Here is a 24,974-nt window from a genome sequence, read left to right on the forward strand (position 1 = left end):
AAGCGGCTCATTCTAGTGGAGGCGTCCGGAATGGCACGGAACGCGGCGTTCAGGCCTGCGCGCGCAGCCAGTCTTCGAAGACCCGCAGCGCGCCGGATCGCTCGCTGCGCTGCGGATAGCCGAAGTAGTAGCCCTGACTGACCGCGAGCGATTGCGGCACCGGCATCACCAGCGTGCCGGCGTCCAGCGCGGGCTGCGCCAGAAAACGCGGCATGAGGCCCACGCCCAGGCCGGCCTGCACCGCGGCCATCACCATGGTGAACAGCTCGTAGCGCGGGCCGCCCGCCGCCTGCGGGCCGTAGACATGATTGTTGGCCGTGTACCACTGCCGCCACGCATCCGGCCGCGAGGCCAGGTGCAGATGCATCAGCCCCGGCAACGGCGCGGCGCCGCGCTCCGTGGCGCGCGCGGCACCGCCCTCCTCGGCCAGCCCGGCGGCCAGATGCGGCGCGCACACCGGCACCAGCTCGCGCTCGGGAAACAACAACGCCCCCTGCGTGCCGGGCCAGATGCCGTCGCCATGGTAGAGCGCGCCGTCGAAGGGCTGGTCCTTGAACTGGAACGGCAGTGTGCGCACCGACAGACTCACCGTGATGTCGGGCTGGGCCTCCTGAAACCGGGCCAGGCGCGGAATCAGCCAGGTGGTGGCCAGCGTCGGCACGACGGCGATGTGGATGCTGCGGCCCATGCCGGTGCGGCTGACCAGGCCGAAGGTATCTTTCTCGATCTGATCTAAATGGTGACGGATACGGCCGGCGTACTCGGCACCGTGGTCGGTCAGCACGATGCGGCGCCGCACCCGGGTGAACAGCTCCACGCCGAGCCGGGCCTCGAGGCTGGCCACCTGGCGGTAGACGGCGCTGTGGGTGAGCGACAACTCTTCGGCCGCCCGCGAGAAGCTGCCCAGGCGGGCGGACGCCTCGAAAGCCTGTAGCGCGCTCAGATTGGGAATTCCGTTTCTCATGGCCCGGGCTCGCGGCCCCCTCCTGGTTCGCGGCGGCAGCCTCCTGGGGAGGAATCGCCGCCACCCGCGGCCAGCCCCGGTTGCTGCAACGCAGCACCGGCTGACGTGTCCGCAGGTCAACATGATGTGCAATTTTATCAATTGCGTTGTGCAAGTGAGGAACACTATCCTCGCGTGATATTCCCCCGTGGCCTGTCCAATGAACACCCAAACCTCTTCCACTCCCGCCGCCCGCATGGGCGGCCACATCCTGGTCGACCAACTGGTCGCCCACGGCGTCAAGCATGTGTTCTGCGTGCCCGGCGAAAGCTATCTCGCGGTGCTGGACGGTCTGCACGATGCCAACATCGATGTGACGGTCTGCCGCCAGGAAGGCGGCGCCGCCATGATGGCCGACGCGCACGGCAAGCTGACCGGCGAGCCCGGCATCTGCATGGTCACGCGCGGCCCCGGCGCCTCCAACGCGCTGGCCGGCGTGCACATCGCCAAGCAGGATTCCACGCCGCTGATTTTGTTCGTGGGCCAGATCGAACGCGGCATGCGGGAGCGCGAAGCCTTCCAGGAAATGGACTACCGCGCCGTGTTCGGCACGCAGGCCAAGTGGGTCACCGAGATCGATCAGGTCGAACGCATTCCCGAGCTGCTCTCGCGCGCGTTTCATATCGCCACCTCGGGCCGCCCCGGCCCGGTCGTGATCGCGCTGCCCGAAGACATGCTGGTCGAGTTCGCCTCCGTGCCGGACGCGCCGCATTACGAAGTGATCGACGCCGCGCCCGCCGCGGGCCAGATCGACGAGCTCGCCAGCCTGCTGGCCGGCGCGCGCAATCCGGTCGCCATCCTGGGCGGCACCCGCTGGGATGCCCGCGCGGTGCAACAGTTCGCCGATTTCGCCCGTGCGCACGCGCTGCCCACGGCCGTGTCGTTCCGCCGTCAGATGCTGTTCCCGGCGGATCACCCCTGCTACATCGGCGACGTGGGTCTGGGCATCAATCCCGCGCTGCTCCAGCGCCTGAACGACGCCGACCTGATCCTGCTGGTGGGCGGTCGCATGTCCGAAAACCCGAGCCAGGCCTACACCCTGCTCGACATCCCCGTGCCGCGCCAGAAGCTGGTCCACGTGCATCCCGACAGCGCCGAGCTGGCGCGTGTGTATCGCCCGCACCTGGCCGTCAACGTCTCGCCGTCGGCGTTCTGCGCCGCGCTTGCCGCCGTGCCGGCGCCCGCCGCCACCCCGGCCTGGGCCGAGGGCACGAAGACGATGCGCGAGAGCTACCTGAAGTGGAGCGATCCCACGACGGTCAAGACGCCGGGCCGCCTGCAGTTGGGCGAAGTCATGGCCTATCTCGAAGACAAGCTGCCGGCCGACGCCATCATGACCAACGGCGCGGGCAACTACGCCACCTGGCTGCACCGCTTCCACCGCTTCACGCGCTTCGGCACCCAGCTCGCCCCGACCTCGGGCTCGATGGGCTATGGCCTGCCGGCCGCCGTGGGCGCCAAGCGCGTCTGGCCCGACAAGACCGTGATCTGCTTTGCCGGCGATGGCTGCTTCCTGATGCACGGCCAGGAGTTCGCCACGGCCGTGCAATACGATCTGCCCATCATCGTGGTGCTGGTCGACAACGGCATGTACGGCACGATCCGCATGCACCAGGAAAAGCACTACCCCGGCCGCGTGTCGGCCACCGAACTGAAGAACCCCGATTTCGCCGACTATGCCCGCGCCTTCGGCGGTCATGGCGAGCGCGTCGAGACGGCCGAGGAATTCGGCCCGGCCTACGAACGCGCGCTGGCCAGCGGCAAGCCGGCCATCCTGCACTGCCTGATCGATCCGCAGACCATCACGCCGTCGACCACGCTGGACAAGATCCGCGCGGCCGCGCAACAGGCCGGCAAATAAGGGCCGCGCGCGGGTAAACCCCGCGCGTGCCCGTCGGCAAAATACTTTACATTTAAACTTTCGCATCCCGTACCGGAGTACCGCATGTCCTCGACGCCCTCCTTCCACTGGCAAGATCCCCTGTTGCTGGACCAGCAGCTCACCGAAGAAGAACGCATGGTGCGTGACGCTGCCCAGGCCTATGCCCAGGACAAGCTGGCGCCGCGCGTGCTCGAAGCCTTCCGCAACGAAAAGACCGACCCGGCGATCTTCGCCGAAATGGGCGAGCTGGGCCTGCTGGGCGCCACCATACCCGTCGAATACGGCGGCGCTGGCCTGAACTACGTGAGCTACGGCCTGATCGCCCGCGAAGTCGAGCGCGTCGATTCGGGCTACCGCTCGATGATGAGCGTGCAGTCGTCGCTGGTCATGGTGCCGATCAACGAATTCGGCAGCGAAGCGCAAAAGCAGAAGTACCTGCCCAAGCTGGCCAGCGGCCAGTGGATCGGCTGCTTCGGCCTGACCGAACCCAACCACGGCTCCGACCCCAACGGCATGGAAACCCGCGCGGTCAAGACCGCCGACGGCTACAAGCTGAGCGGCAGCAAGATGTGGATCACCAACTCGCCGATCGCCGACGTGTTCGTGGTGTGGGGCAAGTGCGTGGGCGGTGAATTCGACGGCAAGATCCGCGGCTTCATCCTCGAAAAGGGCATGAAGGGTCTGTCGGCCCCGGCCATCCACGGCAAGGTCGGCCTGCGCGCCTCGATCACCGGCGAAATCGTCATGGACGAAGTCGAGATCAGCGAAGACCAGATGATGCCTGGCGTGAGCGGCCTGCGCGGCCCCTTCACGTGCCTGAACTCGGCCCGCTACGGTATCGCCTGGGGTGCCGTCGGCGCCGCCGAAGCCTGCTGGCACACCGCCCGCCAGTACACGATGGATCGCAAGCAGTTCGGCCGCCCCCTGGCGCAGAACCAGCTGATCCAGAAGAAGCTGGCCGACATGCAGACCGAAATCACGCTGGCGCTGCAAGGCTGCCTGCGCCTGGGCCGCATGAAGGACGAAGGCACCGCCGCCGTCGAAATCACCTCGATCATGAAGCGCAATTCGTGCGGCAAGGCTCTGGACATCGCCCGCCTCGCGCGCGACATGCTGGGCGGCAACGGCATCTCCGACGAGTTCGGCGTGGCCCGTCACCTGGTCAACCTCGAAGTGGTCAACACCTACGAAGGCACGCACGACGTGCACGCGCTGATTTTGGGCCGCGCCCAGACCGGCCTGCAAGCGTTCTTCTGATCGCGGCGGGCGCTCAGGCGAAAAAAAGGCCCCGTGGCTCACGCCGCGGGGCCTTTTGTTTGCGAACGTGCGGTTCAGGCTTCGCTCAGATCGAACAGGCTGGTGGCGTCGAGCTCGAGGACGGCCTCGTCGTGCTGGTTGTAGACGACCCAGACCCAGGTCACGATGCCGAGGTCCTCGCGCGACGAGGAGCTGCGTGCCCCCTGCACGCGCATATGCAGCGTGAGCGTGTCGTTCGGCCGCACCGGCACACGCCAGCGCACCTCGCCCAGGCCGGGCGAGCCAAAGGATTCGGAATCATGCAGCACGGCATCGACCGCCATGCGCATGGCCATGGCACAGGTGTGCCAGCCGCTCGCGATGAGGCCGCCCCAGCGGCCTTCGGCGGCGCGCTGCACGTCGGTGTGGAACCACTGCGGATCGTAGCGCCGGGCAAACTCGAGGATCTCGTCTTCCTTGACGACCATCGGGCCGCCCTTGATCACCATGCCCTGACGAAACTCGGCGAACTTCATGTACTCCTCCGTGCGTGCGTGGTCCTGAATCCAGGATAGACCAAGCGAGGGCGCGCACCAATGGGGAGTTGTCAGTCCCCACGCCGCGCCTTCGGCCTGCAGGCCATCGAAGAGGCGTTTCGCCTTGGGGCGTGTGGCCTAGACGCGGCCCGCAGGCGAAAACCCTCGATGGTCCACGGTGCGGTCAGATCAGGGCTTCGATCAAGAACGGGCCCTTGCGCGCCAGGCCGGCCTGCACGGCGCTCGTGAAGGCTTCGATCGAATCCACGCGCACGGCTTCGACACCTAGACCGCGGGCGAGCGACACCCAATCGAGCTCGGGCTGATCCAGATCGAGCATGCGGCGCGCGTTCACGCCGGGCTCCTGCACGCCCACGTTTTTCATCTCGCCGTGCAGCGTGGCGTAGGTGCGGTTGGCGTACACCACCGTCAGGCAGTCGAGGCTTTCACGGGCCTGGGTCCAGAGCGCCTGCACCGTGTACATGCCGCTGCCATCGGCCTGCAGCGTGATGACCTTGCGATCCGGGCAGGCGACGGCCGCGCCGGCCGCCATCGGCAGGCCGATGCCGATGGCACCGCCCGTCAGTTGCAGCAGATCGTGCGGCGCCGAGACTTCGCTGAAGTTGCCGAACTCGCGGCCCTGCGTGATCGACTCGTCGACCAGGATCGCATTGTCGGGGATCAGGCTGGCCACCACGCGATTGATGGCCGCGCCGGTGAGCTTGCCGCTGGTGGGCGGGCCGTCGGTCAGCGGCTTGGCGATGAGGCCGGGCGCGTCGCTCTTGAGGCCCAGCTCTTCGGCCAGCCACTCCAGCGCCTGGGTCAGGTCCTGGTCGATCGCGGCCAGCACCAGTTGGTTGGCGCTTTCGGGGGCGAGCAGGCTGGGCTTGCCGGGATAGGCGAAGAACGCCACCGGCGAACGCGAACCCACCATGATCAGATGCTTGACGTCCTTCAGGAACGCCACAGCCTGATCCACCGGATACGGCAGACGCGTGACGGGCGCGCGCGTGATGCCGCGCTCGATACGACGGTTGGAGGTTTCGCTCACGAGGCGCACGCCGAAAGCCTGCGCGATGCGACCGGCGGCGGCGAGCGCGCGACCGCGCAGCGCGGTGCCGCCCAGCAGCAGCGTGGTGCTCTGGCCCGAGCGGATCGCTTCGGCCGCCGCGCGCACGGCCTCGGCCGCGACCGGTTTCGGGGCGTCGGGCTGGACCGGCGTGGGCGCCGGCGTGTTGTCCGGCAGATCGGTCCAGGCCGCGTCGGCCGGCAGGATCAGCGTGGTGACGTTGCCCGGTGCGCTACGCGCCACGCGGATCGCTTCGCCGGTCTGGCGTGCGACCGACGCCGCGTCGGTGATGCGATCGACCCAGTGCGACATGGGCCGCGCCACGCCCTCGGCGTCGCTCGTGAGCGGGGCGTCGTATTGGACGTGATAGGTGGCGTGATCGCCCACCACGTTGACCATGGGCGTGCGGGCGCGGCGCGCGTTGTGCAGATTGGCCAGGCCGTTACCCAGGCCCGGGCCCAGATGCAGCAACGTGGCGGCGGGCTTGTCGGCCATGCGGGCATAGCCGTCGGCCGCGCCGGTGACCACGCCTTCGAACAGGCCCAGCACGCAACGCATGCGCGGCTTGCGATCGAGCGCCGCCACGAAGTGCATCTCGGAGGTGCCGGGATTGGCGAAGCAGACATCAATATCGTTGGCCAGCAGGGTATCGCAAAGGCTATCGGCGCCGTTCATGGTCTGTGATGTGCAATGAAAAGTGGGGTACGGGGACGCGGGCCGGAGTGCGGCCGCAGGATGGGACCCATGATAGGGATAGACCGGCACCGCGGCTAGGTCCATTTCGGGGTGGCGGCATGGAACCACTCCGCGCACGGCCGCCGCGCCTAGGGTAGACCCTGAGACGCGGCGTGCGTGCCTCACATCGCAGGCAGCAATTGCCCCAGAAAGGCCTGGGCACGCTCGGTCTGCGGCGCGGAAAAGAAGTGTTGCGGCGCGGCCGTCTCGACGATGCGGCCGCCGTCCATGAAAACCACGCGATCACCGACCTCGCGCGCAAAGCCCATCTCGTGCGTCACGCAGATCATGGTCATGCCATCGCGCGCCAGCTCCACCATGGTCTCGAGCACCTCTTTCACCATTTCGGGATCGAGCGCCGAGGTCGGTTCGTCGAACAGCATGACCTTGGGCTGCATGCACAGCGCACGCGCGATCGCCACGCGCTGCTTCTGGCCACCGGACAGCTGGCCGGGGTACTTGTCGGCCAGATGCGGAATGTGCACGCGCTCGAGAAACTGCATCGCGCGCGCGTCGGCCTCGGCCTCGGACACGTGCTTCACCAGGCGCGGCGCGATGGTGCAGTTCTCGCGCACCGTGAGATGCGGAAAGAGATTGAAGTGCTGGAACACCATGCCCACATCGGCGCGGATGCGTTCGATGTTGGACAGCGTGTCGTCGAGCTCGACGCCATTGACGACGATGCTGCCCTCCTGGTGTTCTTCGAGCCGGTTGATGAGCCGGATGGTGGTGGACTTGCCCGAGCCCGACGGGCCGCACAGGATCAGCTTTTCGCCGGCGTGCACATCGAGCGAGAGGTCGTCGATCACCTTGAAGTCGCCATACCATTTGCTCACATTGCGCAGGCGGATGACGGGTGCGGAAGTGGAAGTCGTGAGCATGGGTCAGGCCTTGGAGATGTCGTGGTTTTCGCCGCCGCCATTCCAGTAGCCGGGCACCGCGAGCCGCTTTTCGGAGCGGCGAAACAAATACGAGAGCACGCTGCACATGGCGAAGTAGATGACGCCCACCATGGTGTAGACCGTCAGCGCCTGGAAGGTCGCCCCGGCCAGCATTTCGCCCGCCCGCATCAGCTCGTAGACGCTGATCACCGCGACCAGCGAGGTTTCTTTCACGAGCACCAGCGCATAGTTGCCCAACGCCGGAAACACGGTGCGCAGCGCCTGCGGCAGCACGATGCGGCGCAGCCGGTCGACCTTTCTCAGGCCGAGCGCCCGCGCGGCCTCGTACTGCCCCGAGTCGACCGACTGGATGCCGCTGCGGAACAGCTCGGCCAGGTAGGCGCCGAAATTGAGCGTGAGCCCCAGCACGCCGGCCGTGAAGCCGTCGATCACCACGCCCATTTCGGGCAAGCCGTAATAGATGTAGAAGAGCTGCAGCAGCAGCGGCGTGCCGCGGATCACTTCGATGTAGAAGCGGGCGGCGCGCGAGAGCACCGGCGACTTCGACAGTCGGCACAGACAGACGACCAGGCCTACCCCCACCGCCAGAAACGCCGAGCAGAAAAAGAGCGCGAGGGTCCAGACCGAGCCCTCGGCGAGCGGCGTCAGGTACATGCGCAGGGTTTCGAGGTCCATTGTCGTGCCTCCTTGTCGCTTACTTGCTCATCAGATCGGAGACGCCCCACTTGCGCCCGATCTCGGCCAGCTCACCGCTCTTCTTCATGTCGGCCAGCGCGGCGTTCACGGCATCGAGCAGCGCCTTGTTGCCCTTCTCGACCGCCATGCCCACCTGCCATTTCTTCTCGGGCACGTAGCCGTTGTAGAGCTTCACGCCGGGAATCTTGCGCGTGGTGATCTGGTAGATGATGCTGGGCGGATCGACGATGCCCAGGTCGATGCGGCCGGCGCGCACATCGGCCAGCAGCGTGGCGTAGTCCTGGTAGGTGGTGACCTTGGTGTCCGGCATGTCCTTGATCATGTTGAACTGCACGGAGTCCACGAGCACGCCGACGCGCTGGCCTTTCATGTCCTGGAAGCGCGGGTACTGACGGGTGTTCTTTTCGTTGACCACGATGCCCTCGCCCCACTCGTACACGGGCGCGGAGAAGTCGATCGCGCGGGCACGCTCTTCGGTGATGAAGAGCGGTGCCGACATCACGTCGGCGCGGCCCGAGGTCAGCGTCGGAATCAGGCCGGAGAACGGCACGTCGGCCAGCTTCATCTCGACCTTGAGGTGGGCGGCCACGGCGCGCGCCACGTCGACCATGATGCCTTCGAGCTGATTGCTGGCCGGATTCTTGAAGCCGTGCGGCGGCGCCGATGCGGTCGTGACCACATTCAGCGTCTTGGCCGCCTTGATCTCGTCGAGCGGACGCGCGAGCGCGGTGCCGGCGCAGGCCAGCGTGGCGGCCGCCATCAGGCTGGCCAGAAGTTTCGTGGTTTTCATATTTTCCCCTTGAATCGTTGACCGCCCGTCAGGCGGGCCGGCCTTGCGGATACGCCTGGACCGCGCTGGCGGCCAGGGCAAAGAACTCTTGCATCACGGTGGCGGCAAGAAACGCCGTGGCGCCGCCCACGTCCTGCGGCGGCGACACCGTATTCACATCGAAGGCGACGAAGTTGAGGCCGTGCAGGCGTCGCAGCAACGCCAGCCCCTCTTTGGCCGACAGCCCGCCCCACTCCGGCGTGCACACGCCGGGCGCGCAGGACGGATCGAAAATGTCCATGTCGAAACACAGGTACACCGGGCGGTCGCCGACGCGGCGCTTGATGTCGTCGAGCACGGCAGCCTGATCGCGATCGAACTCGTCGAACGGCACCACCGTGTAGCCCACCTCGCGCCCGTACTCGACCACGCCGCCCATGAAGGAATTGCCGCGCGTGCCGACGTGATAGCTCGCGGCCACGTCGACCACGGCCTCTTCGGCCGCCCGCGTGAAAGTGGTGGCGGTGTTGTAGCCGGCGATCGGATAGGTGTCGGTATGCGAGTCGAAATGCAGCACGACCACGCCGGGATGGCGCTGGCCCACGGCGCGCAGCTGCGGCAACGTGACCGCGCCGTCGCCACCCATGGTGATCGGGATCGCGCCCGCATCGAGCACACGGCCGAGCGCGGCTTCGATCTGCGGGTACGAGCGTTCGGGGTCGCCGGGCCAGCACACGACATTGCCGGCGTCGACCACGCGCAGGTACTCGGGCGGATTGTCCAGACCGGCACGGCGGAACAGGTCGAACGGGCGCAGCAGCCGCGATTGTTCGCGAATGGCATCGGGGCCCTGCCGCGAGCCCACGCGGAACGGATGGGTGCCGCAGTCGAACGGAATGCCCAGCACGCAGGCGCGCGGCGCCGAAGCCTGCGTGGAGGACGGCGCCGGCAGTCCCATGAACCCGGCGGCCGGGGTGTAAAGCGTGGAATCGGTCCAGGCCGACGTGATTTGCTGCACAGCACAACTCCCAGGTTTGCCGCGACCGCGTCGTAGCGGATGCATTATTTATCGTATCGCTCTGCGATATGATCGTGTCGCAAATAGATTAATCCGGCGCGGCAGGCTCGGGTACTAGGGATTGCCCGGCTCCCGCATGGCCGACGTCCGATTGACGCACCGCAATAAAAAACCCGGCCATGGCCGGGTCGGGGCGTTGCACTGGGGCGCCGTGGCTAGGCGGCGGACTCCATCGCATAGAACGGCTGGGTGAGTCCGATGGTGCGCGACGCGCTGATGGCGTGGGCCGTTTCGAGCACCTGCGGACCGAACACGGTCTGCGCCTGTTCGAAGGTCCAGCGGCTCGAGGGTACCGACACATTGACCGCGCCCACCGGGGTGCCGACCGGGTCAAGCACCGGCGCGCTGATGGTGATGTCGCCCTGATAGAACTCGCCGTTGGCGCGGGCGAAACCGCTGGCCCGCGCGAAATCGAGCTCTGCCATCAGCGCCTCGATCTCGGTGAGCGTGTTGGCCGTGTAGGGCTTGCGCTCGCAGCGCAGCAAGAGCGCCCGCGCGCGCTCCGGATCCAGGCGCGACAGCACCGCCCGACCGGCGGCGGTGCAATGAATCGGCAGGCGCATGCCGACGGGCATGTGCACGAACATCTGCTTGTGGGTGGCGAAGCGCGCGACATACACCATGTCCAGCCCGTCGGGCTCGGCCAGGCTGCAGGTTTCCTGGCTGGTGCGGTTGAGCGAATGCAGGAACGGGTTGCCGCCCAGCACGAGCGCGCTGGTCTGGGCGTAGCGCATGCCGAGCTCGAGCGACTGAGGCGCCAGCGAAAAGCGCTTGGTCTGCGGGTGCTTGCGCAGATAGCCCTGCGTCCAGAGCGTGTGGGCGAAGCGTTGCACGGCGCTCTTGGTGAGACCGGTGGCTTCGGCCAGCTCGGGCAGCGTCATGGCGGGCCGGCCTTCATTGAAGGCCGTGAGCAAGGTAATGCCACGCGCCAGCGCGGCCACGAACAGGGGCGAATCCTCGGGATGGGCCATAAAAAAACGGTTCGGTCAGGGTAACCGTAGCGTACCGCATTCCGAACCGTTCGTATCGCCTGGCGATCCGAGTGACACCGAACCGCCTGGCAATGCCTCAGCGCACTGGCCAGGCGTACATGGCGCCACCCTGGTTCCACAACGCGTTCACGCCGCGCTCGAGGCCCAGCTTGCTGCCCTTGCCGACGTTGCGCTCGAAGATCTCACCGTAGTTGCCCACGGCCTTGATCGCGTTGTAGGCCCACTTTTCGTCCACGCCCATGTTCTTGCCGGCGCCCGGGGTCACGCCGAGGATGCGCAGCACGTTGGGGTTTTTGCTCTTGAGCATCTCGTCGACGTTTTTCTGGTTGATGCCGTATTCCTCGGCTTCCATCAGGGCGAACAGCGTCCAGCGCACGATACCCAGCCAGTTTTCATCGCCCTGGCGCACCATGGGGCCGAGCGGCTCTTTGGAGAAGCGCTCGGGCAGGATCTCGAAGTCGTCGGCCTTGGCGACCTGCGTCGCGCGGACCGCGGCGAGTTGGGAGGCGTCGTCGGTGAACGCATCGCAGCGTCCCGATTCGAACGCGCGCACCACCTCGGTGACCTTGTCGATCACGACCGGCGTGAACTTGATGCCGTTGGCGCGGAACCAGTCGGCCAGGTTGAGTTCGGTGGTGGTGCCCGGCTGCACGCAGATCGTGGCCTCGTTGAGCTCTTTGGCCGACTTGACGTTGAGCGACTTGCGCACCAGCACGCCCTGGCCGTCGTAGAAGCTCGGCGCCACCGCGGCGAGGCCCAGCGAGGTATCGCGCGTCTGGGTGAGCGTGACCGTGCGCAGCAGCACGTCGACCTCGCCGGATTGCAGTGCGGTGAAGCGCTGCTGCGTCGACAGCGGCGTGCCCTTGAACTTGGTGGCATCGCCGAACACCGCTGCCGCGACCGCGCGGCAGATGTCGACGTCCATGCCTTCCCATTCGCCCTTGCTGTTGGTGGCGCTGAAACCGGATACGCCATCGGTCAGGCCACATTGCACGAAGCCTTTTTTCTTGACGGCGTCGAGCGTGGGGCCGGCGATGGCCGATTGGGTCGCGCATGCGAGCGCGAGCGCGCCCGCCACCATGGCAAATTGCCGCTTCATGAATCGTCTCCTCGGTGATGTTGCGCAGTGGCGGCCCTGGATAAAGGCCGGCCCGCGCTGTTTCGCCAGGCGGATTTTGCCCGGCGCAAGGAGAGTACGCCCGGGGCGGCCGCGCCACAATGCGCGGCTACCCTAGGCGGGCGACGCCACGCTCAGGTGGCGGAGAGATCGGTGGTATCGAGCGAGAAGGCAGCGGCCGCGCGGCCGATGCGATCGTTCACGGCATCCCAGGCGGAATCCGTGGGCGGCGCCTGCACCAGGATGCGGGCATAGCCTTGCGCGTCGAGCTCGCGCAGCCGGGAATACAGCGACTGCGCGTAGTGCGCGGGGTCGGCCGGCACGCGCACCCACTCGAGCGTGGACGACGGCGTGACGCCGGCGGCGGGCGCCTCGAAGGCCACGACCGCGAGCCTGCCCGCGGACGCCCGCGCGGCCACGGCCTGGGCCAGCTGCGCGCCGTCGACGAGCTCGAGCGGCGTGCGCGGCGCGTAGTGCGCCTTGAGCGTGCCCGAGGCGCGCGGCGCGGCCGCGTCGGGGCGGCGCACCGGCACACCGAGCACCGCTTCGATCTGCGCGGCGCTCACGTGCCCCGGACGCAGCAGCACGGGTCCCACGCCTTGCGCCAGGCGCGACAGATCGAGAATGGTGGATTCGATACCGACCTCGGCGGCCCCGCCTTCGAGGACCGGCATGCCCTCGGCGACTTCGCGCGGAAACTCGGCGCGCACGTGCTCGGCCTGCGTGGGCGACACATGGCCGAACGTGTTGGCCGACGGCGCGGCCACCCCGCCCTGCCCGTTGGGCATGGCCGCGGCAAACGCACGCAGCAGGGCCTGCGCCACGGGATGCGAAGGGCAACGCAGCCCGATGCTGTCCTGGCCGCCGGTGACGGCGTCGCCGATGTGCGGCGCACGCTTGAGGATCAGCGTGAGCGGGCCCGGCCAGAAGGCCTGCATCAGCGCCCGTGCTTCGGGCGGAACGTCGACGGCCCAGTAGCCCACGTCGCCCTCGGGCGCGATGTGGACGATGACGGGATGATTGGACGGCCGGCCCTTGGCGGCATAGATGCGCGCCACCGCCTCGGGATTCTCGGCGTCGGCGCCCAGCCCATAGACGGTCTCGGTGGGAAACGCCACCAGCTCGCCCGCCATCAGCCGCTGCGCGGCCAGGGCGATCTCGTGCGGATCCGCGGCCGCGCTCATGCGTGCGATTCCGCGGGCGCGATGCCCAGCACCCGCGCCACGCGCGCGGCGGCGGCCTGGGTGTCGGCCAGCGTGACGCCGGTGATGTTGACGTGGCCCATCTTGCGGGCGCGGCGCGCCTCGGCCTTGCCGTACAGATGCAGCTTGGCGCCCTCGACCGCCAGCACGCCGGCCCAGTCGGGTTCGCGCGGGGTGTCGCTGCCCGGCTCGAACCAGACGTCGCCCAGGATGTTGAGCATGACGGCCGGCGCGAACAGACGCGTGGTACCCAGCGGCAGCCCGGCCATCACGCGGGCCTGTTGTTCGAACTGGCTCGTGACGCAGGCATCCATGCTGTAGTGGCCGCTGTTGTGCGGACGCGGCGCGATCTCGTTGACGATCAGGCTGCCATCGGTGAGCACGAAGAACTCGACGCACAACACGCCGTGGTAGCCGAGGCCGGCCGCGATCTTTTGCGCGGCCAGGGTGGCCTGGGCCTGCGGCGACGCGTCGGCGCCGCCGCCGGACACCGTCGACACGGCCAGGATGCCGTCGCGGTGTTCGTTGCGGGCGATCGGAAACACCACATCGGCGCCGTCGAAGCCCCGCGCGATCACCACCGAGATCTCGTGGTCGAGCGGCATCAGTGCCTCGAGGACACAGGCGACGCCACCGAACTCGCGGAACGCCTCGATGGCCTGCTCGCGCGACGCGATGCGGGCCTGCCCCTTGCCGTCGTAGCCGAGGCGCGCGGCCTTGAGAATGCCGGGAAACAGGTCGTCTGGCGCGGCCGCGAGGTCGGCCTCGCTCAGCACCGGGACGTTGGGCGCGACGGCAATGCCCTGGCTCGCGATGAACGCCTTTTCGGCGTTGCGATCCTGGACGATGGCGACGGCGTCGGCGGACGGGCTCACCCGGCAGCGCGCCTGCAGGAAGCGCAGGCTGTCGGCCGGGACGTTTTCGAATTCGGTGGTGACCACACTGCAACGCTCGGCCAGGCGCGTGAGGCCCGCGGTGTCGTCATAGGCCGCCTGGATATGAAGATCGGCAACCATGCCGGCCGGGCACTCGTCGGCGGGGTCGAGCACGGCGACCTTGTAGCCGAGGCTTTGCGCGGCGTGGCAGAACATGCGGCCGAGCTGGCCGCCGCCCAGAAGGCCGAGCCAGTCGCCCGGAGCGACGATTGCGGTGGAGTGTTGCGACATGGATCACAGCCCCTCGATGGGGGTTCGCAGGTCGACCCGATGAGGGGTCGCGAATGACAAAAAGCCGGGCCGGCGCATCACGATGGCCGGCCCACGAATCAGGCCTCGGGCGGCACCTTCATGTTGCGCGCCGTCTCGGTCTGCGCGGCGCGGAACGCCACCAGCTTGGCATGCAGATCATCGTCGGTGCAAGCGAGGGTCGCGATGGCGTGCAGCGCGGCATTGGCCGCACCGGCTTCACCGATCGCGAAGGTGGCCACCGGCACGCCCTTGGGCATCTGCACGATGGACAGCAGCGAATCTTCGCCACGCAGGTATTTGGACGGCACCGGCACGCCGAACACGGGCACTTCGGTCAGGGCGGCCATCATGCCGGGCAGGTGCGCGGCGCCGCCGGCGCCCGCGATGATGGCGCGCAGGCCACGCGAGCGAGCCGCGGCGCCGTAATCGGCCATGTCCTGCGGCATGCGATGCGCCGAAATCACGCGCGCCTCGTAGGGCACGCCGAACGACTCGAGCATCGAGACGGCATTTTTCATGACCTCCCAGTCGCTGGAAGAGCCCATGATGACGCCGACGACCGGAGCGCCGGTAGCAGTTACCTTAGTGTTCATGACCGTTGCGGGTAGGCACGCGGACAAGGGCTGTGCGCGTGCGGGGATTGGCGGCTCGACGCCGCGAAACCCGGTATTTTACCCGCCTCGGGCAGACTCCGGCGCCTCGGCGCCCTGCAGGGCGGCGCCCGCGTCGGCGGCGGGCTGCGGCGCGGCCGTGGAAGCCGTGGGGGCGGTGAACGTCGCGGGCGTCGTGGAGGCTGCGGGGCCCGTGGAGGTCGTGGAGCCTGTGGAAGCCGTGGCCGCGCATTCCGCCACGCCGCAGGCATAGCCGGTATGGCCCAGCTGTGCCAGCACCGCCAGCGCGAAGAACCCCATCACCACGCCCATCGGCACGGAGACGGGCTTCTTGATGGCGTTGTCGCCCCACTTGCGATCCTTGGCCTGCATCAGCACGGCGAAGCCGACCAGGCTGGCGCACACCAGGAAATGCCAGGTATCGGCGCGCAGCCCGCCCCACGGCGCGGCGAGCCCGGCCGTTGTTTGCAGCAGCACCCAGGCGCTCGCGGCCATGCCGCCCAGCGCCGATGCCGTGACCATGGCGTAGTGCAGAGGCGACGGGCCCAGGCGCATATTGAGCAGCAGGCCGATGCCCGCCATCACGTAGGCGGCCTGCTGCAACAGCGCGAGCGGCGGCACGCCACGTCCGGCGCGCCAATGCAGCGCCAGGCTGCCCAGCAGCATCAGGCTCACGATGATCAGAAACAGGCTGTTGAGCCAACGCGATCCGCGCGCCGGGTTGTGCAGAAAGATCATGACGGAACCCGGGGCGTCAGAGCGTGAACGGCAGCGGGCCGCTCATATGAGTGCCGACGCCGGCGATGAACAGGCCCAGCGTCAGCAACCAGAATGTGAAGCAGGGCTGGCGTCGGCCCAGAATGGCGAACCAGACGGCCAGGCCGCCCGTCAGGAAGGGCAAAATCATCAACAAAATCGGCCTCCTCGTCGCAGGGCTGCGCCGGAGTATAACGTAACAAACAGCAATATATGTGACTGCCAGCAAACTTTCCAATTTTGTCGATTGTGCGTAACGCAGGCAAGAAAAAACCCGCCGGCGCAGGCGCGCGGGCGGGTTTTGTGGCGCTAATGGCGCTCAGGCCATCAGGCGATCCAGCGCTTCGCGATATTTGGCGGCGGTCTTTTCGAGGACCTCCTGCGGCAGGCGCGGCGCGGGCGGGGTCTTGTCCCAGGGCTGGGTTTCGAGCCAGTCGCGCACGAACTGCTTGTCGAAGGACGGCGGGCTGATGCCGACGCGGTAGCCGTCCGCGGGCCAGAAGCGCGAGGAATCGGGGGTCAGCACTTCGTCCATCAGGTGCAGGGTGCCGTTGTCGTCGAGACCGAACTCGAACTTGGTGTCGGCGATGATGATGCCCTTGGTGGCGGCGAAGGCGGCGGCCTCGCTGTAGAGGCGCAGCGTGACGTCGCGGATGCGCTCGGCCATTTCCTGGCCGACTTCGTTGACCACGTGGGCGAAGTCGACGTTTTCGTCGTGCAGACCGAACTCGGCCTTGGCCGCCGGCGTGAAGATGGGCTCGGGCAGCTTGCCGGCCTGCTGCAGACCGGCCGGCAGCGAGATGCCGCACACCGAACGGGTCGTCTGGTAGTCCTTCCAGCCCGATCCGATCAGATAGCCACGCGCGACCGCCTCGACCAGGATGGGCTTGAGGCGCTTGACCACCACGGCGCGACCGCGCACCTGATCGACTTCGTCGGGGGCGACCACGTCTTCGGGACGCACGCCGGTGGAGTGGTTCGGCAGGATGTGAGCGAGCTTCTGCAGCCAGAACTCGGTCAGCTCGGTGAGCACCTGGCCCTTGCCCGGAATGGGATCATCAAGAATGACGTCGAACGCGGAAATGCGGTCGGACGCGACGATCAGCAGCTTGTCGTCGCCGACGGCGTACATGTCACGCACCTTGCCGCGACCCAGGAGCGGCAGGGACTTGATGCTGGATTCGTGCAAAGCGGAAGTCACGGAGATGGCCTATGGCAAAAAATAAGCGTCCCGCCGGTGCGCGCCGCTGCGCGCAGGCCTGACGGAAAGAGAAAGAAAAGGGGGCTGCCGCGGCTGCCCGGTGTTACGGCCGCATGCGAACACCAGGGGACGCGCGGCGGGGGCAGGAGGCGCGGTTCGCGCAGGCGATAGGTTACTGCAAATACCCTAGTCCTGTCCGCCGATGGACGCGCCGCCGCCCCGCCGTTAGCCTCGGGTTCACCGGTGCGCGGCCATGCCGCAGGCGCCGCTGTTGGCCCGATCCTGCCCTCTCCCTGCTCTCTTTCACCGAGACCCGCATGAGCACAGATACCGCATTCAAGCCTCACACCGGCGGCTGCCATTGCCAGGCGGTGCGCTTTCGCACGACCGGCCCCGCCCTGACCGCCGCGACCTGCCACTGCCGCGACTGCCAGTTTCTGAGCGGTGGCGCGCCGGCCCATGCGCTGTTGCTGGCCGCGGCCAGCCTGAAGATCGAACGCGGCGCCCCGCAAGAGTATGTGTATCGCAGCGACTCGGGCCGCCAGGTCATGCGCAGCTTCTGCCCCGCCTGCGGCACGCCGCTGTTCGGCCAGGCCGAAGGCGCCGACTACGTGATCGTGCGGGCGGGCGCGCTGGACGAGCCGGCCCGCTTCGCCAACCAGCTCACCCTCTGGACCGCGTCGGCGCCGCCCTGGCACACCATCGACACCGCGCACCCGCACTTTCCGCACAACGCGCCGGGCTGACGCTGGCCGCCCTGCCCTTCAGTCGTCGTGGGCCCGCGAGCCGAGCACCGCCTCCACCCGTCGTGCCCAGGCGAGCAGGGCCGGATCCTCGTGACGGAAGCCGACCAGCTGGATCGCGATGGGCAGCCCCAGGTCGCCACGCGCCACCGGCAGCGAGATCGACGGGTTGTGCAGAAGCGACCACGCACGAATGAACACCGAGCTTCCGGTGCTGTCCGCCGTGGGGGCCTCACCCAGCGTCGCCGGCATGACGATGGCGTCGATGTCGCGCGCGATGTCGTGAAACTGGCGCCGGCAGGCATCAGCCGCGTCCAGCGCACGCGCGTAATCGGCATCGCTGTACGTGCGGCCCAGATCCAGATAGGCGAGCAGCTCGGGGTCGCAGTGCTCGGCATGATCGCGGCGGATGGCGTCGTATTCGCGGGCGAGATCGTAGGCCATGATGACATCCTGCAGATCGCCGATCTGTTCGTACGACGCCGGCATGGACAGCTCGGTGAGCACCGCGCCCGCGTCCGCGAGCGTGCGCAGGTTCTCCTCGAAGATGCGCTGCGCCACGGCGTCGGCCTGCGGCCAGTCGCGCGGCCGCCACACGCCCAGACGCGGCATGCCGCCCGGCACCGGAGAGGCGTAACGCGGGTCGCCGACAAAACCGCGCATGAAATACTGCACGTCCTCGACCGACCGGCACAGCGGGCCGACCACATCGAGCGGCCGCGAATAGGTGCGGATGCCCACATAGGGGATGAGATCCAGCGTGGGCTTGAAGCCCACGGCGCCGCAGAACGAGGCGGGACGCAGGATCGAGCCGGCGGTCTGGGTGCCGATCGACAGCGGCACCATGAAGTCGGCCGCCGCCGCGCCCGAGCCGGCCGAGGAAGCGGCCGGCGTGCGGCTCACGTCGTGCGGGTTGCGGCACGGGCCCGGCAGCATGATGGCGTGGCGCGACACGGTGTTCTTGCCGAGCAGATTGAATCCGAGCGCGCGTGCGCGCGCCACCACGGGCGCGTCGACGGTGGGTTGCCGGCCCGGAAAGATGGCCGGGTCGCCCAGTTCGGTCGGCATGTCCGCCGTGTCGATCGTGTCCTTGATGCCCAGCGGCACGCCGTCGAACGGCCGCGTGCGGCCCAGCCGGTCGACGGTACGGGCGCGCTCGATCGCGGCCGCCTGCGCCACATGCACCCACGCATGGACCTCGGCGTCCCGCAGGGCGATGCGCTCGAGGCAGGCCCTTGCCCAGGCCTCGCAGGTCAGCGTTCCCGCATCCAGTGCGCGCAACCCCTGCGCCATGGTGAGACGGGCGATATCGGAGGGCGCGGGGCGACGCGGTCCCTGTCTAGCTTCGGTGTTCATGCGTGAGTTCCTTCTTCGGAGGCGGCATGGCCGCGGCCGATGTACAACTCGGCCATGTCTTCATTGGCAAGCAGGTTGGCGCCCGTATCGGTCAGCACGATGCGCCCCGAATCCAGGATGTAGCCGCGATCACTGAACTGCAGCGCCTGGCGCGCGCGCTGTTCCACCATCAGTACCGCCACGTCGAGGCCGGGCAGCCGGCGCACTTCGTCGAAGACCTGTTCGGTCAGCGCCGGCGACAAGGCGGCCGAGGGTTCGTCGAGCAGGATGAGCCGCGGCGAGGGCATCAGCGCACGCGCGAAGGCGAGCTGCTGGCGCTCTCCCCCGGAGAGATTGCCGGCGTGCGTGCGGCGCCGCTGCGCCAGCGCCGGAAACATCTCCAGCATGGCCTCGATGCGTGCGCGCGGCTCGCGTACGTGTTCGACGACCTGGAGGTTCTCGAGCACGGTGAGGTCGCCGAACACGTTCTGCACCTGCGGCACGTAGGAGATGCCCACGCGCACCCGGTCTTCGACGTCGATGGCCCGCAGGTCATGTCCATCGAATCGCAGGCTTCCGCTCATGCGCGGCAACAGGCCCATCACCGCCTTGATCAGCGTGGACTTGCCCGCGCCATTGGTGCCCGCGATGGTGACGATCTCGCGCGCCCCCACATGCAGGTCGATGCCGCTCACGATGTCGACGTCGCCGTAGCCGGCCGCCATGTCCTGCACCGAGAGCAGGCCCTGCCCGATCGCTGCGTTGCCGCTCATATCACGCCTCCCATGTAGGCTTCGCGCACCGCGGGCTGCGCCAGCACCGCGCGGGGGCCGCCCTCGGCGATGACCCGGCCACGATCCATCACATACATGCGGGGCACGATGCGGGCCAGCTCTTCCAGGTTGTGTTCGATGATCAGCACGGTCATGCCCCGCTGGTTCAGGGCCACGATGCGCTCGGAGAGCTCGCCGATCAGCACGGGGTTGACGCCCGCGAACGGCTCGTCGAGCATGATGCAGCGGGGCTCCAGCATGAGCAGGCGGCCCAGTTCGAGCAGCTTCTTCTGCCCGCCGGAGAGTTTTCCGGCCGGCTGATCGATCACCCGCGTCAGGTTGAGAAAATCCAGCCATTCGCGGGCCATCTCGGCCGCGCGGCGCTCTTCGCGCGCGACCTGGCGGGGCGAGAAAAACAGGCCGAGCAGCTTCTCGCCGTGCATGTCGGGCGCGGCGGCCATCATGTTGTGCAGCACCGACAGCTGCGAGAATTCGCGCGGCACCTGAAACGTCCGGGCCAGGCCGCGCCGCACGCGCCGGTGGACCGGCAGGTCGTCGATGTCCTGCCCCTCGAAGCGGATCTGGCCCGACTGCTTCGGCACATAGCCGGTGATCACCGAAAACAGCGTGCTCTTGCCCGCGCCGTTGGTGCCGATGAGGCCGAGCAGCTCGCCCCGGTCCAGATGCAGGCTCACGCCGTCGAGCGCCTTGAAGCCGCCAAAACTTGCGCTCACGTTACTGACTTCGAGCATTTTCATGACTTCTTCCCTCCCGCCGGCTCGCCCAGCACACCCTGCGGCCGGTAGAGCACCACGAGAATGAGCGCCATCCCGATCACCCAGATGCGCACGCTCGCCATCTGGACCTCGGAGATCCCTCCCATGAACTCGCGCACGAAGCGCGATCCTTCGAGAAAGCCCACCAGGATCACCGTGCCCAGGGCAACGCCGCGCAGCCGGTTGACACCGCCGACAAACACGGCGATCCAGATGTAGAACGTAATGAGCGGCACGAACTGGTCGGGGCTGAGGAAGGTCAGGTAGTGCGCCTGGAACGCGCCCGCCAGACCGGCCAGGCCCGCGCCCAGCATGAGGGAGCGCGTCTTGAACCGCGCCGGATCCTTGCCCAGCGCACGGACGGCTACCTCGTTGTCGCGGATCGCGCCGATCACCCGGCCGAAGGGGCTGCGCACGACCCGCGTCACCAGCCAGAACACCACCGCATTGGCGGCAAGCAGGCTCATCAGAATCCAGAAGTCGATCTGCGAGGCCGGCACAAGACCGTCGAACAGGCGCGGGATCCCGGGCAGGCCATGCATGCCGCGCGTGAGCCACTCTTCCGTCTGCAGCATCATGCGTACGGTTTCCGAGAAACCCAGCGTCACGATGGCGAGATAATCGCTGCCGAGCCGCAAGGCCACCATGCCGAGCGGCCAGGCCGCCAGCGCGGTGAGCACGGTGGCGCCGGCCATCGCCAGCGGGATCGGCACGCCTTGCATCGACAGCAAGGCCGACGCATACGAGCCGATGGCGAAAAACCCCACGTGGCCGAAGTTCACCAGGCCCGTGAAGCCATAGTGCAGCGACAGGCCGACGGCCAGGAGCATGTAGATCAGGATGCCAATGGAAATGGCGATCAGATAGGCTTCCATGTTGCTTACCTCGCTGCGACCGGGCGGCCGAACAGACCCTGCGGGCGAACCAGCAGCACCACCAGCAGGACGGAAAAGGCCAGCACGATCTTGTACGACGGCTCGACATACAGGCTCGCGATTTCCTGGGACACGCTGAACAGCAAGGTGCCCACGACCGCGCCCACCGGATGGCCGATACCGCCCAGCACGACCGCCGCGAACATCGGCATCAGGAGTTCGAAACCGAGTTCGGGCACCACCACCGCCTTGATGCCGAGCAGCACGCCGCCCAGCCCGCAGAAGACGCCGCAGAGCGTCCAGAGGCACAGCATCACGCGGCGCGAACGGATTCCGCTCGCCGCGGCGAGGTCGGGGTTGTCGGCCACCGCCCGCATGCGCCGGCCCAGCGGCGTGGCATGCAGCAGCACGAACACCAGCACCAGGGCCGCCGCGGCGGTGGCGAGGATGTAGACGTCGGTCGGCAGGATGCGCACGCCGTTGAAGTTCCATGCGCGCACCAGCGGCACGTCCAGGTTGTACTGATCCTGGCCGGCGAAGAACGTGATGGTGTTGCGCACCACGAACGCCACACCGAGCGAGGCCACCAGCCGCGAGACATTGGACCGATGGGCGAGCGCGCGGAATACCCAGAGATAGAACCCGACCGATACCAGCGCGGTGACCAGGCAGGCGGCCACCACCCCGAGCACCAGCGAGCTGCCGACGAAGGTCTGCACGGCGATGGCCGTGTAGGCACCCAGCGTCATGTAGTCACCGGTGGCGGCGTTGGGAAAGCGCGCGATGCCGAAGACCATCGTGATGGCCAGGACCGGAAGCGCGAGCAGCGTTCCGAGCACGAGGCCATTGATGGTGGCATTGAGGATGGCGATAGCGTCCATGTGCGCTCCCGCCTCAGGCCAGCGACCCAGGCAACGTCTCCTTGAGAACGAGCTTGCCCTGATTGATCTCGAACACGCCGAAGTCGGGCACCGTCTCGCCCTTTGCGCCGAACTGCAGGCCGGAGGATGCGCCGTCGTAGTCGATGTCCTGCCCCGCCTTCAGCGCGTCGCGGCCCTGCGCGAACGAACTGACCTTCTGCCCGCCCTGGCCCGTGACCGGCTTGATGCGCTCATTCACCTCGAGCGGCGTGGCGTTGGCGCCGGCGGCCTCGATCGCGAGCGCCAGGGCGATGACCATGTCGTAGCTCTGCGCCGAGAAAATATCGGGTTCGCGGCGCGTCTTGGCGCGGAAGCGCTCGGCGAAGCTCTTGTACGTGGGGTGATCGTAGGCCGCGACGTTGGAGATCGAGATGATGCCTTCGGTGGCGTCCTTGCCCAGCGCCTTGACCAGGTCTTCGTTGGCCGTCCAGCCGGGCATGATGAACTTGCAGTCCTGCCCGCTCTGGTACCACTCCTTGAGCAGAATGGTGGCGTCGGGCCGGTACGAGCCCAGCGCAATGACATCGGGCTTGGTCGCCAGCACCCGCGAGAGCTCGGTGCGATAGGTGGTCTGGTTGGGCTCGTAGATGATCAGTTCGCTGACCTTGCCCCCGCCCGCCTCCCAGGTTTCGCGGAAGTAATTCGCCAGGCCCACGAAGGTGGAGTTGTTGAACGCCATCACCGCCGGACGCTTGAACCCGCGGCGGCGCGCGGTTTCGGCGAAGGCCTTGCCGAACACCGCGTTAGACGCCTGGAACATCCATGCGAGGCCGCGCTTGTTCTCGGTCTGCATTTCAGGCGCGCCGCAGGTGTTCATCATGATGACGCCTGCGTTGTTCGTGATGGGCATCACCGCCAATCCCACCGCCGACGGCCAGATCCCCACCACCGCCTCGACCTTGTTGATCTCGATCAGCTTCTTGACCGCCAGCACGGCCGCATCCGGCTTGGTCTGGTCGTCCTCGGCATAGAGCGCGAGTTTGCGACCCGCTGCGCCCCCGGCCTCGTTGACCTCGTCGACCGCGATGCGTATCGATTGCAGCATCGCGCCGCCGTACGGTCCGCCCACCCCGGTGATCGAGTTCAGCGCCCCCAGGCGGAACGGCGCCAGGGCGCCGGATTGTGCCCGGGCTGCCCAGGGCAGCATGGCGAGCGTTCCCATCGCGACGCTGGTGGCAACAAACTGACGGCGGTTCAAAGTGGTACTCGGCTTCATATTCGTTCCTTTCTGCGCAGTGCGCATTTCGCTGCTTCGAATATGCCGGCAAGGATTGCCCGGCCCCTTGATGCTGTTGTTATCGACCCCTATCGTGCGCTGCGGGGTCTCGTGCCTGGCGCACGGACGCGGCTGCGTCCCGACGCTGGAACAGGTTCGTCTTACTGGATGCTGCCCTCCCGCCGCAACTGCTCCCGGCGTCCGGCATCCACGCCGAAGCGCGCCAGGACCTCGTCGGTGTGCTCACCATGCAGCGGCGCGGGCCGCGTCACGCGTCCGGGCGTGCGCGAGAAGTGGGTCGGAATGCCGATCGTCTTCATGCGGCCGATGGTCGGGTGATCGAGCTCCTGGATCATGCCGCGCGCGGCGTAGTGGGGATCGTTGACCGTCTGGCCGAAGTCGTTGATCGGCCCGCACGGCACACCGGCCTCCTCGCAACGGCGGATCCACTCGGCGGCGCTCGCACGGGCGAACTCCGCCTCCAGCAGCGCCTCGAGCACCTCGATGTTCGCCATTCGCTCCGTGTTCGTGACGAAGCGGGGATCGGTGATCCATTCGGGATGGCCCAGCACGTCCGCACACAGCCGCTCCCAGGTGCGCTGGTTGGCCGCGCCGACGATGATGTAGCCGTCGCCCGTATGGAAGGCCTGGTAGGGCGCGGACACGCGATGCCGGCTGCCCGTGGCGCGCGGAATCGTGCCCTCCGCGAAGTAGGCGGCCGCCTCCCAGATGAACCACGGCAGGCCGCACTCGGCGAGCGAGATATCGATGAGCTGGCCCTCGCCGGTGCTGCGCTGGTGCATGCAGGCGGCCAGGATGGCGTAGGAGGCGGTCAGGCCCGCCCCGATGTCGTAGATGGCGATGCCGGATTTGAGCGGTCGGCCGTCCGGCTCGCCGGTCATGCTCATGATGCCGGTCATCCCCTGCGCCACCAGGTCGAAGCCGCCCTTGCCCGAGTACGGGCCGGTCTGTCCATAGCCCGAGATGGAGCAGTACACCAGGCGGGGGTTGATGGCGCTCAGGGTTTCATAATCGAGCCCGAGCGAGCGCGTCACGCCCACCCGATAGTTTTCGACCAGGACATCGGCCCAGCGCACCAGATCGAGCACGATCTCGCGCACGGCCGGATGCTTGAGGTTGAGCGAGATGCCGAGCTTGTTGCGATTGATCTGCGCGAAGCAGGTCGATTCGCCGTTCACATAAGGGCCCATCTCGCGCGAGTCATCGCCACTGCCCGGCTTCTCGACCTTGATCACCTCGGCGCCGAGGTCGGCCAATACCATCGTGCAGTACGGACCGGCCATGATCTGCGACAGATCGAGAACCTTCAGGCCGGCCAGGGGCTGCGTTGCGGAAGTCGTCAT

General features: G+C 67.6%; 24 protein-coding genes and 1 pseudogene. 3 read left to right on the forward strand and 22 right to left on the reverse strand.

Annotated elements, in window-relative coordinates; genetic code table 11:
* Positions 1 to 49 precede the first annotated feature (49 nt).
* Positions 50 to 964: a LysR substrate-binding domain-containing protein gene (locus CEK29_RS18055; RefSeq protein ID WP_094802807.1), complete on the reverse strand. Its 915-nt coding sequence runs from the start codon at positions 962 to 964 to the stop codon at positions 50 to 52.
* Positions 965 to 1,163: 199 nt separating this feature from the next.
* Here CEK29_RS18055 and CEK29_RS18060 point away from each other — a divergent pair, with 199 nt between their 5' ends.
* A complete protein-coding gene (locus CEK29_RS18060) occupies positions 1,164 to 2,864 on the forward strand; it encodes a thiamine pyrophosphate-binding protein (protein ID WP_094858878.1) in 1,701 nt (566 codons plus the stop codon).
* A gap of 84 nt (positions 2,865 to 2,948) precedes the next feature.
* Entirely contained in the window at positions 2,949 to 4,142 is a 1,194-nt protein-coding gene (locus CEK29_RS18065; protein ID WP_094802811.1) for an acyl-CoA dehydrogenase, read from the forward strand.
* Positions 4,143 to 4,216: 74 nt separating this feature from the next.
* Here the strand turns inward: CEK29_RS18065 and CEK29_RS18070 are convergent, their stop codons facing one another.
* The 14 genes from CEK29_RS18070 to CEK29_RS18130 all read right to left on the reverse strand — a co-directional run bounded on the left by CEK29_RS18070 (position 4,217) and on the right by CEK29_RS18130 (position 16,972).
* A complete protein-coding gene (locus CEK29_RS18070) occupies positions 4,217 to 4,657 on the reverse strand; it encodes a MaoC family dehydratase (RefSeq protein WP_094802813.1) in 441 nt (146 codons plus the stop codon).
* 184 nt (positions 4,658 to 4,841) lie between these two features.
* On the reverse strand, positions 4,842 to 6,401 hold the full coding sequence (locus CEK29_RS18075; protein ID WP_094858879.1) for an acetolactate synthase large subunit: 1,560 nt from the start codon (positions 6,399 to 6,401) through the stop codon (positions 4,842 to 4,844).
* A 182-nt stretch (positions 6,402 to 6,583) separates the two neighbouring features.
* Positions 6,584 to 7,342, reverse strand: a complete 759-nt coding sequence (locus CEK29_RS18080; RefSeq protein WP_094858880.1) for an amino acid ABC transporter ATP-binding protein — start codon at positions 7,340 to 7,342, stop codon at positions 6,584 to 6,586.
* A gap of 3 nt (positions 7,343 to 7,345) precedes the next feature.
* Positions 7,346 to 8,038: an amino acid ABC transporter permease gene (locus tag CEK29_RS18085; protein WP_094802819.1), complete on the reverse strand. Its 693-nt coding sequence runs from the start codon at positions 8,036 to 8,038 to the stop codon at positions 7,346 to 7,348.
* A 19-nt stretch (positions 8,039 to 8,057) separates the two neighbouring features.
* Positions 8,058 to 8,849 (reverse strand): ABC transporter substrate-binding protein, encoded by a 792-nt coding sequence (locus CEK29_RS18090; RefSeq protein WP_094858881.1) that lies wholly within the window; start codon positions 8,847 to 8,849, stop codon positions 8,058 to 8,060.
* 28 nt (positions 8,850 to 8,877) lie between these two features.
* Complete coding sequence (locus CEK29_RS18095) at positions 8,878 to 9,786, reverse strand: arginase family protein (protein WP_094803289.1); 909 nt, start codon at positions 9,784 to 9,786, stop codon at positions 8,878 to 8,880.
* A gap of 275 nt (positions 9,787 to 10,061) precedes the next feature.
* Positions 10,062 to 10,877, reverse strand: a complete 816-nt coding sequence (locus CEK29_RS18100; RefSeq protein ID WP_094802823.1) for an IclR family transcriptional regulator — start codon at positions 10,875 to 10,877, stop codon at positions 10,062 to 10,064.
* Between the two features lie 97 nt (positions 10,878 to 10,974).
* Complete coding sequence (locus CEK29_RS18105) at positions 10,975 to 11,997, reverse strand: amino acid ABC transporter substrate-binding protein (protein WP_094858882.1); 1,023 nt, start codon at positions 11,995 to 11,997, stop codon at positions 10,975 to 10,977.
* A 152-nt stretch (positions 11,998 to 12,149) separates the two neighbouring features.
* Positions 12,150 to 13,199 carry an L-threonylcarbamoyladenylate synthase gene (locus CEK29_RS18110; RefSeq protein ID WP_094802827.1) on the reverse strand — a complete coding sequence of 350 codons (1,050 nt, stop codon included), beginning with the start codon at positions 13,197 to 13,199 and terminating at the stop codon, positions 12,150 to 12,152.
* Positions 13,196 to 14,383 (reverse strand): 5-(carboxyamino)imidazole ribonucleotide synthase, encoded by a 1,188-nt coding sequence (locus CEK29_RS18115; protein ID WP_094858883.1) that lies wholly within the window; start codon positions 14,381 to 14,383, stop codon positions 13,196 to 13,198. The genes CEK29_RS18110 and CEK29_RS18115 overlap by 4 nt, the downstream gene beginning before the upstream one ends.
* Before the next feature lie 98 nt (positions 14,384 to 14,481).
* Complete coding sequence (gene purE, locus CEK29_RS18120; protein WP_094802831.1) at positions 14,482 to 14,997, reverse strand: 5-(carboxyamino)imidazole ribonucleotide mutase; 516 nt, start codon at positions 14,995 to 14,997, stop codon at positions 14,482 to 14,484.
* A gap of 78 nt (positions 14,998 to 15,075) precedes the next feature.
* Positions 15,076 to 15,753: a disulfide bond formation protein DsbB gene (locus CEK29_RS18125; RefSeq protein ID WP_255176188.1), complete on the reverse strand. Its 678-nt coding sequence runs from the start codon at positions 15,751 to 15,753 to the stop codon at positions 15,076 to 15,078.
* Between the two features lie 16 nt (positions 15,754 to 15,769).
* Positions 15,770 to 15,922: a DUF5993 family protein gene (locus CEK29_RS23955; protein WP_170948523.1), complete on the reverse strand. Its 153-nt coding sequence runs from the start codon at positions 15,920 to 15,922 to the stop codon at positions 15,770 to 15,772.
* 168 nt (positions 15,923 to 16,090) lie between these two features.
* Positions 16,091 to 16,972 carry a phosphoribosylaminoimidazolesuccinocarboxamide synthase gene (locus CEK29_RS18130; protein ID WP_094802833.1) on the reverse strand — a complete coding sequence of 294 codons (882 nt, stop codon included), beginning with the start codon at positions 16,970 to 16,972 and terminating at the stop codon, positions 16,091 to 16,093.
* 282 nt (positions 16,973 to 17,254) lie between these two features.
* Here CEK29_RS18130 and CEK29_RS18135 point away from each other — a divergent pair.
* Positions 17,255 to 17,718, forward strand: a pseudogene (locus tag CEK29_RS18135) (GFA family protein).
* Positions 17,719 to 17,736: 18 nt separating this feature from the next.
* Here CEK29_RS18135 and CEK29_RS18140 read toward each other — a convergent pair.
* From CEK29_RS18140 to CEK29_RS18170, 7 genes are all read right to left on the reverse strand, one after another.
* Positions 17,737 to 19,071 carry an amidase gene (locus tag CEK29_RS18140; RefSeq protein WP_094802835.1) on the reverse strand — a complete coding sequence of 445 codons (1,335 nt, stop codon included), beginning with the start codon at positions 19,069 to 19,071 and terminating at the stop codon, positions 17,737 to 17,739.
* A complete protein-coding gene (locus tag CEK29_RS18145; protein WP_094858884.1) occupies positions 19,068 to 19,823 on the reverse strand; it encodes an ABC transporter ATP-binding protein in 756 nt (251 codons plus the stop codon). The genes CEK29_RS18140 and CEK29_RS18145 overlap by 4 nt, the downstream gene beginning before the upstream one ends.
* Positions 19,820 to 20,581 (reverse strand): ABC transporter ATP-binding protein, encoded by a 762-nt coding sequence (locus CEK29_RS18150; protein ID WP_094802839.1) that lies wholly within the window; start codon positions 20,579 to 20,581, stop codon positions 19,820 to 19,822. The genes CEK29_RS18145 and CEK29_RS18150 overlap by 4 nt, the downstream gene beginning before the upstream one ends.
* On the reverse strand, positions 20,578 to 21,474 hold the full coding sequence (locus tag CEK29_RS18155) for a branched-chain amino acid ABC transporter permease (RefSeq protein WP_094802841.1): 897 nt from the start codon (positions 21,472 to 21,474) through the stop codon (positions 20,578 to 20,580). Before CEK29_RS18155 ends, CEK29_RS18150 begins: the two co-directional genes overlap by 4 nt.
* Positions 21,475 to 21,479: 5 nt before the next feature.
* Complete coding sequence (locus CEK29_RS18160; protein WP_094802843.1) at positions 21,480 to 22,355, reverse strand: branched-chain amino acid ABC transporter permease; 876 nt, start codon at positions 22,353 to 22,355, stop codon at positions 21,480 to 21,482.
* Positions 22,356 to 22,368: 13 nt separating this feature from the next.
* Complete coding sequence (locus CEK29_RS18165; protein ID WP_249279146.1) at positions 22,369 to 23,610, reverse strand: ABC transporter substrate-binding protein; 1,242 nt, start codon at positions 23,608 to 23,610, stop codon at positions 22,369 to 22,371.
* Between the two features lie 161 nt (positions 23,611 to 23,771).
* Positions 23,772 to 24,974 carry a CaiB/BaiF CoA transferase family protein gene (locus tag CEK29_RS18170; protein WP_094858885.1) on the reverse strand — a complete coding sequence of 401 codons (1,203 nt, stop codon included), beginning with the start codon at positions 24,972 to 24,974 and terminating at the stop codon, positions 23,772 to 23,774.

The organism is Bordetella genomosp. 5 (genome assembly GCF_002261475.1).
In the GTDB taxonomy this organism is placed as follows: Bacteria; Pseudomonadota; Gammaproteobacteria; order Burkholderiales; family Burkholderiaceae_B; genus Bordetella.

Bases quoted from the DNA above. Each gene is read 5' to 3' on its own strand.
- CEK29_RS18055 (WP_094802807.1), bottom strand. From the start codon at position 964: ATGAGAAACGGAATTCCCAATCTGAGCGCGCTACAGGCTTTCGAGGCG.
- CEK29_RS18105 (WP_094858882.1), bottom strand. From the start codon at position 11,997: ATGAAGCGGCAATTTGCCATGGTGGCGGGCGCGCTCGCGCTCGCATGC.
- CEK29_RS18150 (WP_094802839.1), bottom strand. From the start codon at position 20,581: ATGAAAATGCTCGAAGTCAGTAACGTGAGCGCAAGTTTTGGCGGCTTC.
- CEK29_RS18110 (WP_094802827.1), bottom strand. From the start codon at position 13,199: ATGAGCGCGGCCGCGGATCCGCACGAGATCGCCCTGGCCGCGCAGCGG.
- CEK29_RS18095 (WP_094803289.1), bottom strand. From the start codon at position 9,786: ATGGGACTGCCGGCGCCGTCCTCCACGCAGGCTTCGGCGCCGCGCGCC.
- CEK29_RS18080 (WP_094858880.1), bottom strand. From the start codon at position 7,342: ATGCTCACGACTTCCACTTCCGCACCCGTCATCCGCCTGCGCAATGTG.
- CEK29_RS18155 (WP_094802841.1), bottom strand. From the start codon at position 21,474: ATGGAAGCCTATCTGATCGCCATTTCCATTGGCATCCTGATCTACATG.
- CEK29_RS18065 (WP_094802811.1), top strand. From the start codon at position 2,949: ATGTCCTCGACGCCCTCCTTCCACTGGCAAGATCCCCTGTTGCTGGAC.
- CEK29_RS23955 (WP_170948523.1), bottom strand. From the start codon at position 15,922: ATGATTTTGCCCTTCCTGACGGGCGGCCTGGCCGTCTGGTTCGCCATT.
- CEK29_RS18085 (WP_094802819.1), bottom strand. From the start codon at position 8,038: ATGGACCTCGAAACCCTGCGCATGTACCTGACGCCGCTCGCCGAGGGC.
- CEK29_RS18160 (WP_094802843.1), bottom strand. From the start codon at position 22,355: ATGGACGCTATCGCCATCCTCAATGCCACCATCAATGGCCTCGTGCTC.
- CEK29_RS18075 (WP_094858879.1), bottom strand. From the start codon at position 6,401: ATGAACGGCGCCGATAGCCTTTGCGATACCCTGCTGGCCAACGATATT.
- CEK29_RS18115 (WP_094858883.1), bottom strand. From the start codon at position 14,383: ATGTCGCAACACTCCACCGCAATCGTCGCTCCGGGCGACTGGCTCGGC.
- CEK29_RS18090 (WP_094858881.1), bottom strand. From the start codon at position 8,849: ATGAAAACCACGAAACTTCTGGCCAGCCTGATGGCGGCCGCCACGCTG.
- CEK29_RS18145 (WP_094858884.1), bottom strand. From the start codon at position 19,823: ATGAGCGGCAACGCAGCGATCGGGCAGGGCCTGCTCTCGGTGCAGGAC.
- CEK29_RS18125 (WP_255176188.1), bottom strand. From the start codon at position 15,753: ATGATCTTTCTGCACAACCCGGCGCGCGGATCGCGTTGGCTCAACAGC.
- CEK29_RS18100 (WP_094802823.1), bottom strand. From the start codon at position 10,877: ATGGCCCATCCCGAGGATTCGCCCCTGTTCGTGGCCGCGCTGGCGCGT.
- CEK29_RS18140 (WP_094802835.1), bottom strand. From the start codon at position 19,071: ATGAACACCGAAGCTAGACAGGGACCGCGTCGCCCCGCGCCCTCCGAT.
- CEK29_RS18060 (WP_094858878.1), top strand. From the start codon at position 1,164: ATGAACACCCAAACCTCTTCCACTCCCGCCGCCCGCATGGGCGGCCAC.
- CEK29_RS18165 (WP_249279146.1), bottom strand. From the start codon at position 23,610: ATGAAGCCGAGTACCACTTTGAACCGCCGTCAGTTTGTTGCCACCAGC.
- CEK29_RS18070 (WP_094802813.1), bottom strand. From the start codon at position 4,657: ATGAAGTTCGCCGAGTTTCGTCAGGGCATGGTGATCAAGGGCGGCCCG.
- CEK29_RS18170 (WP_094858885.1), bottom strand. From the start codon at position 24,974: ATGACGACTTCCGCAACGCAGCCCCTGGCCGGCCTGAAGGTTCTCGAT.
- purE (WP_094802831.1), bottom strand. From the start codon at position 14,997: ATGAACACTAAGGTAACTGCTACCGGCGCTCCGGTCGTCGGCGTCATC.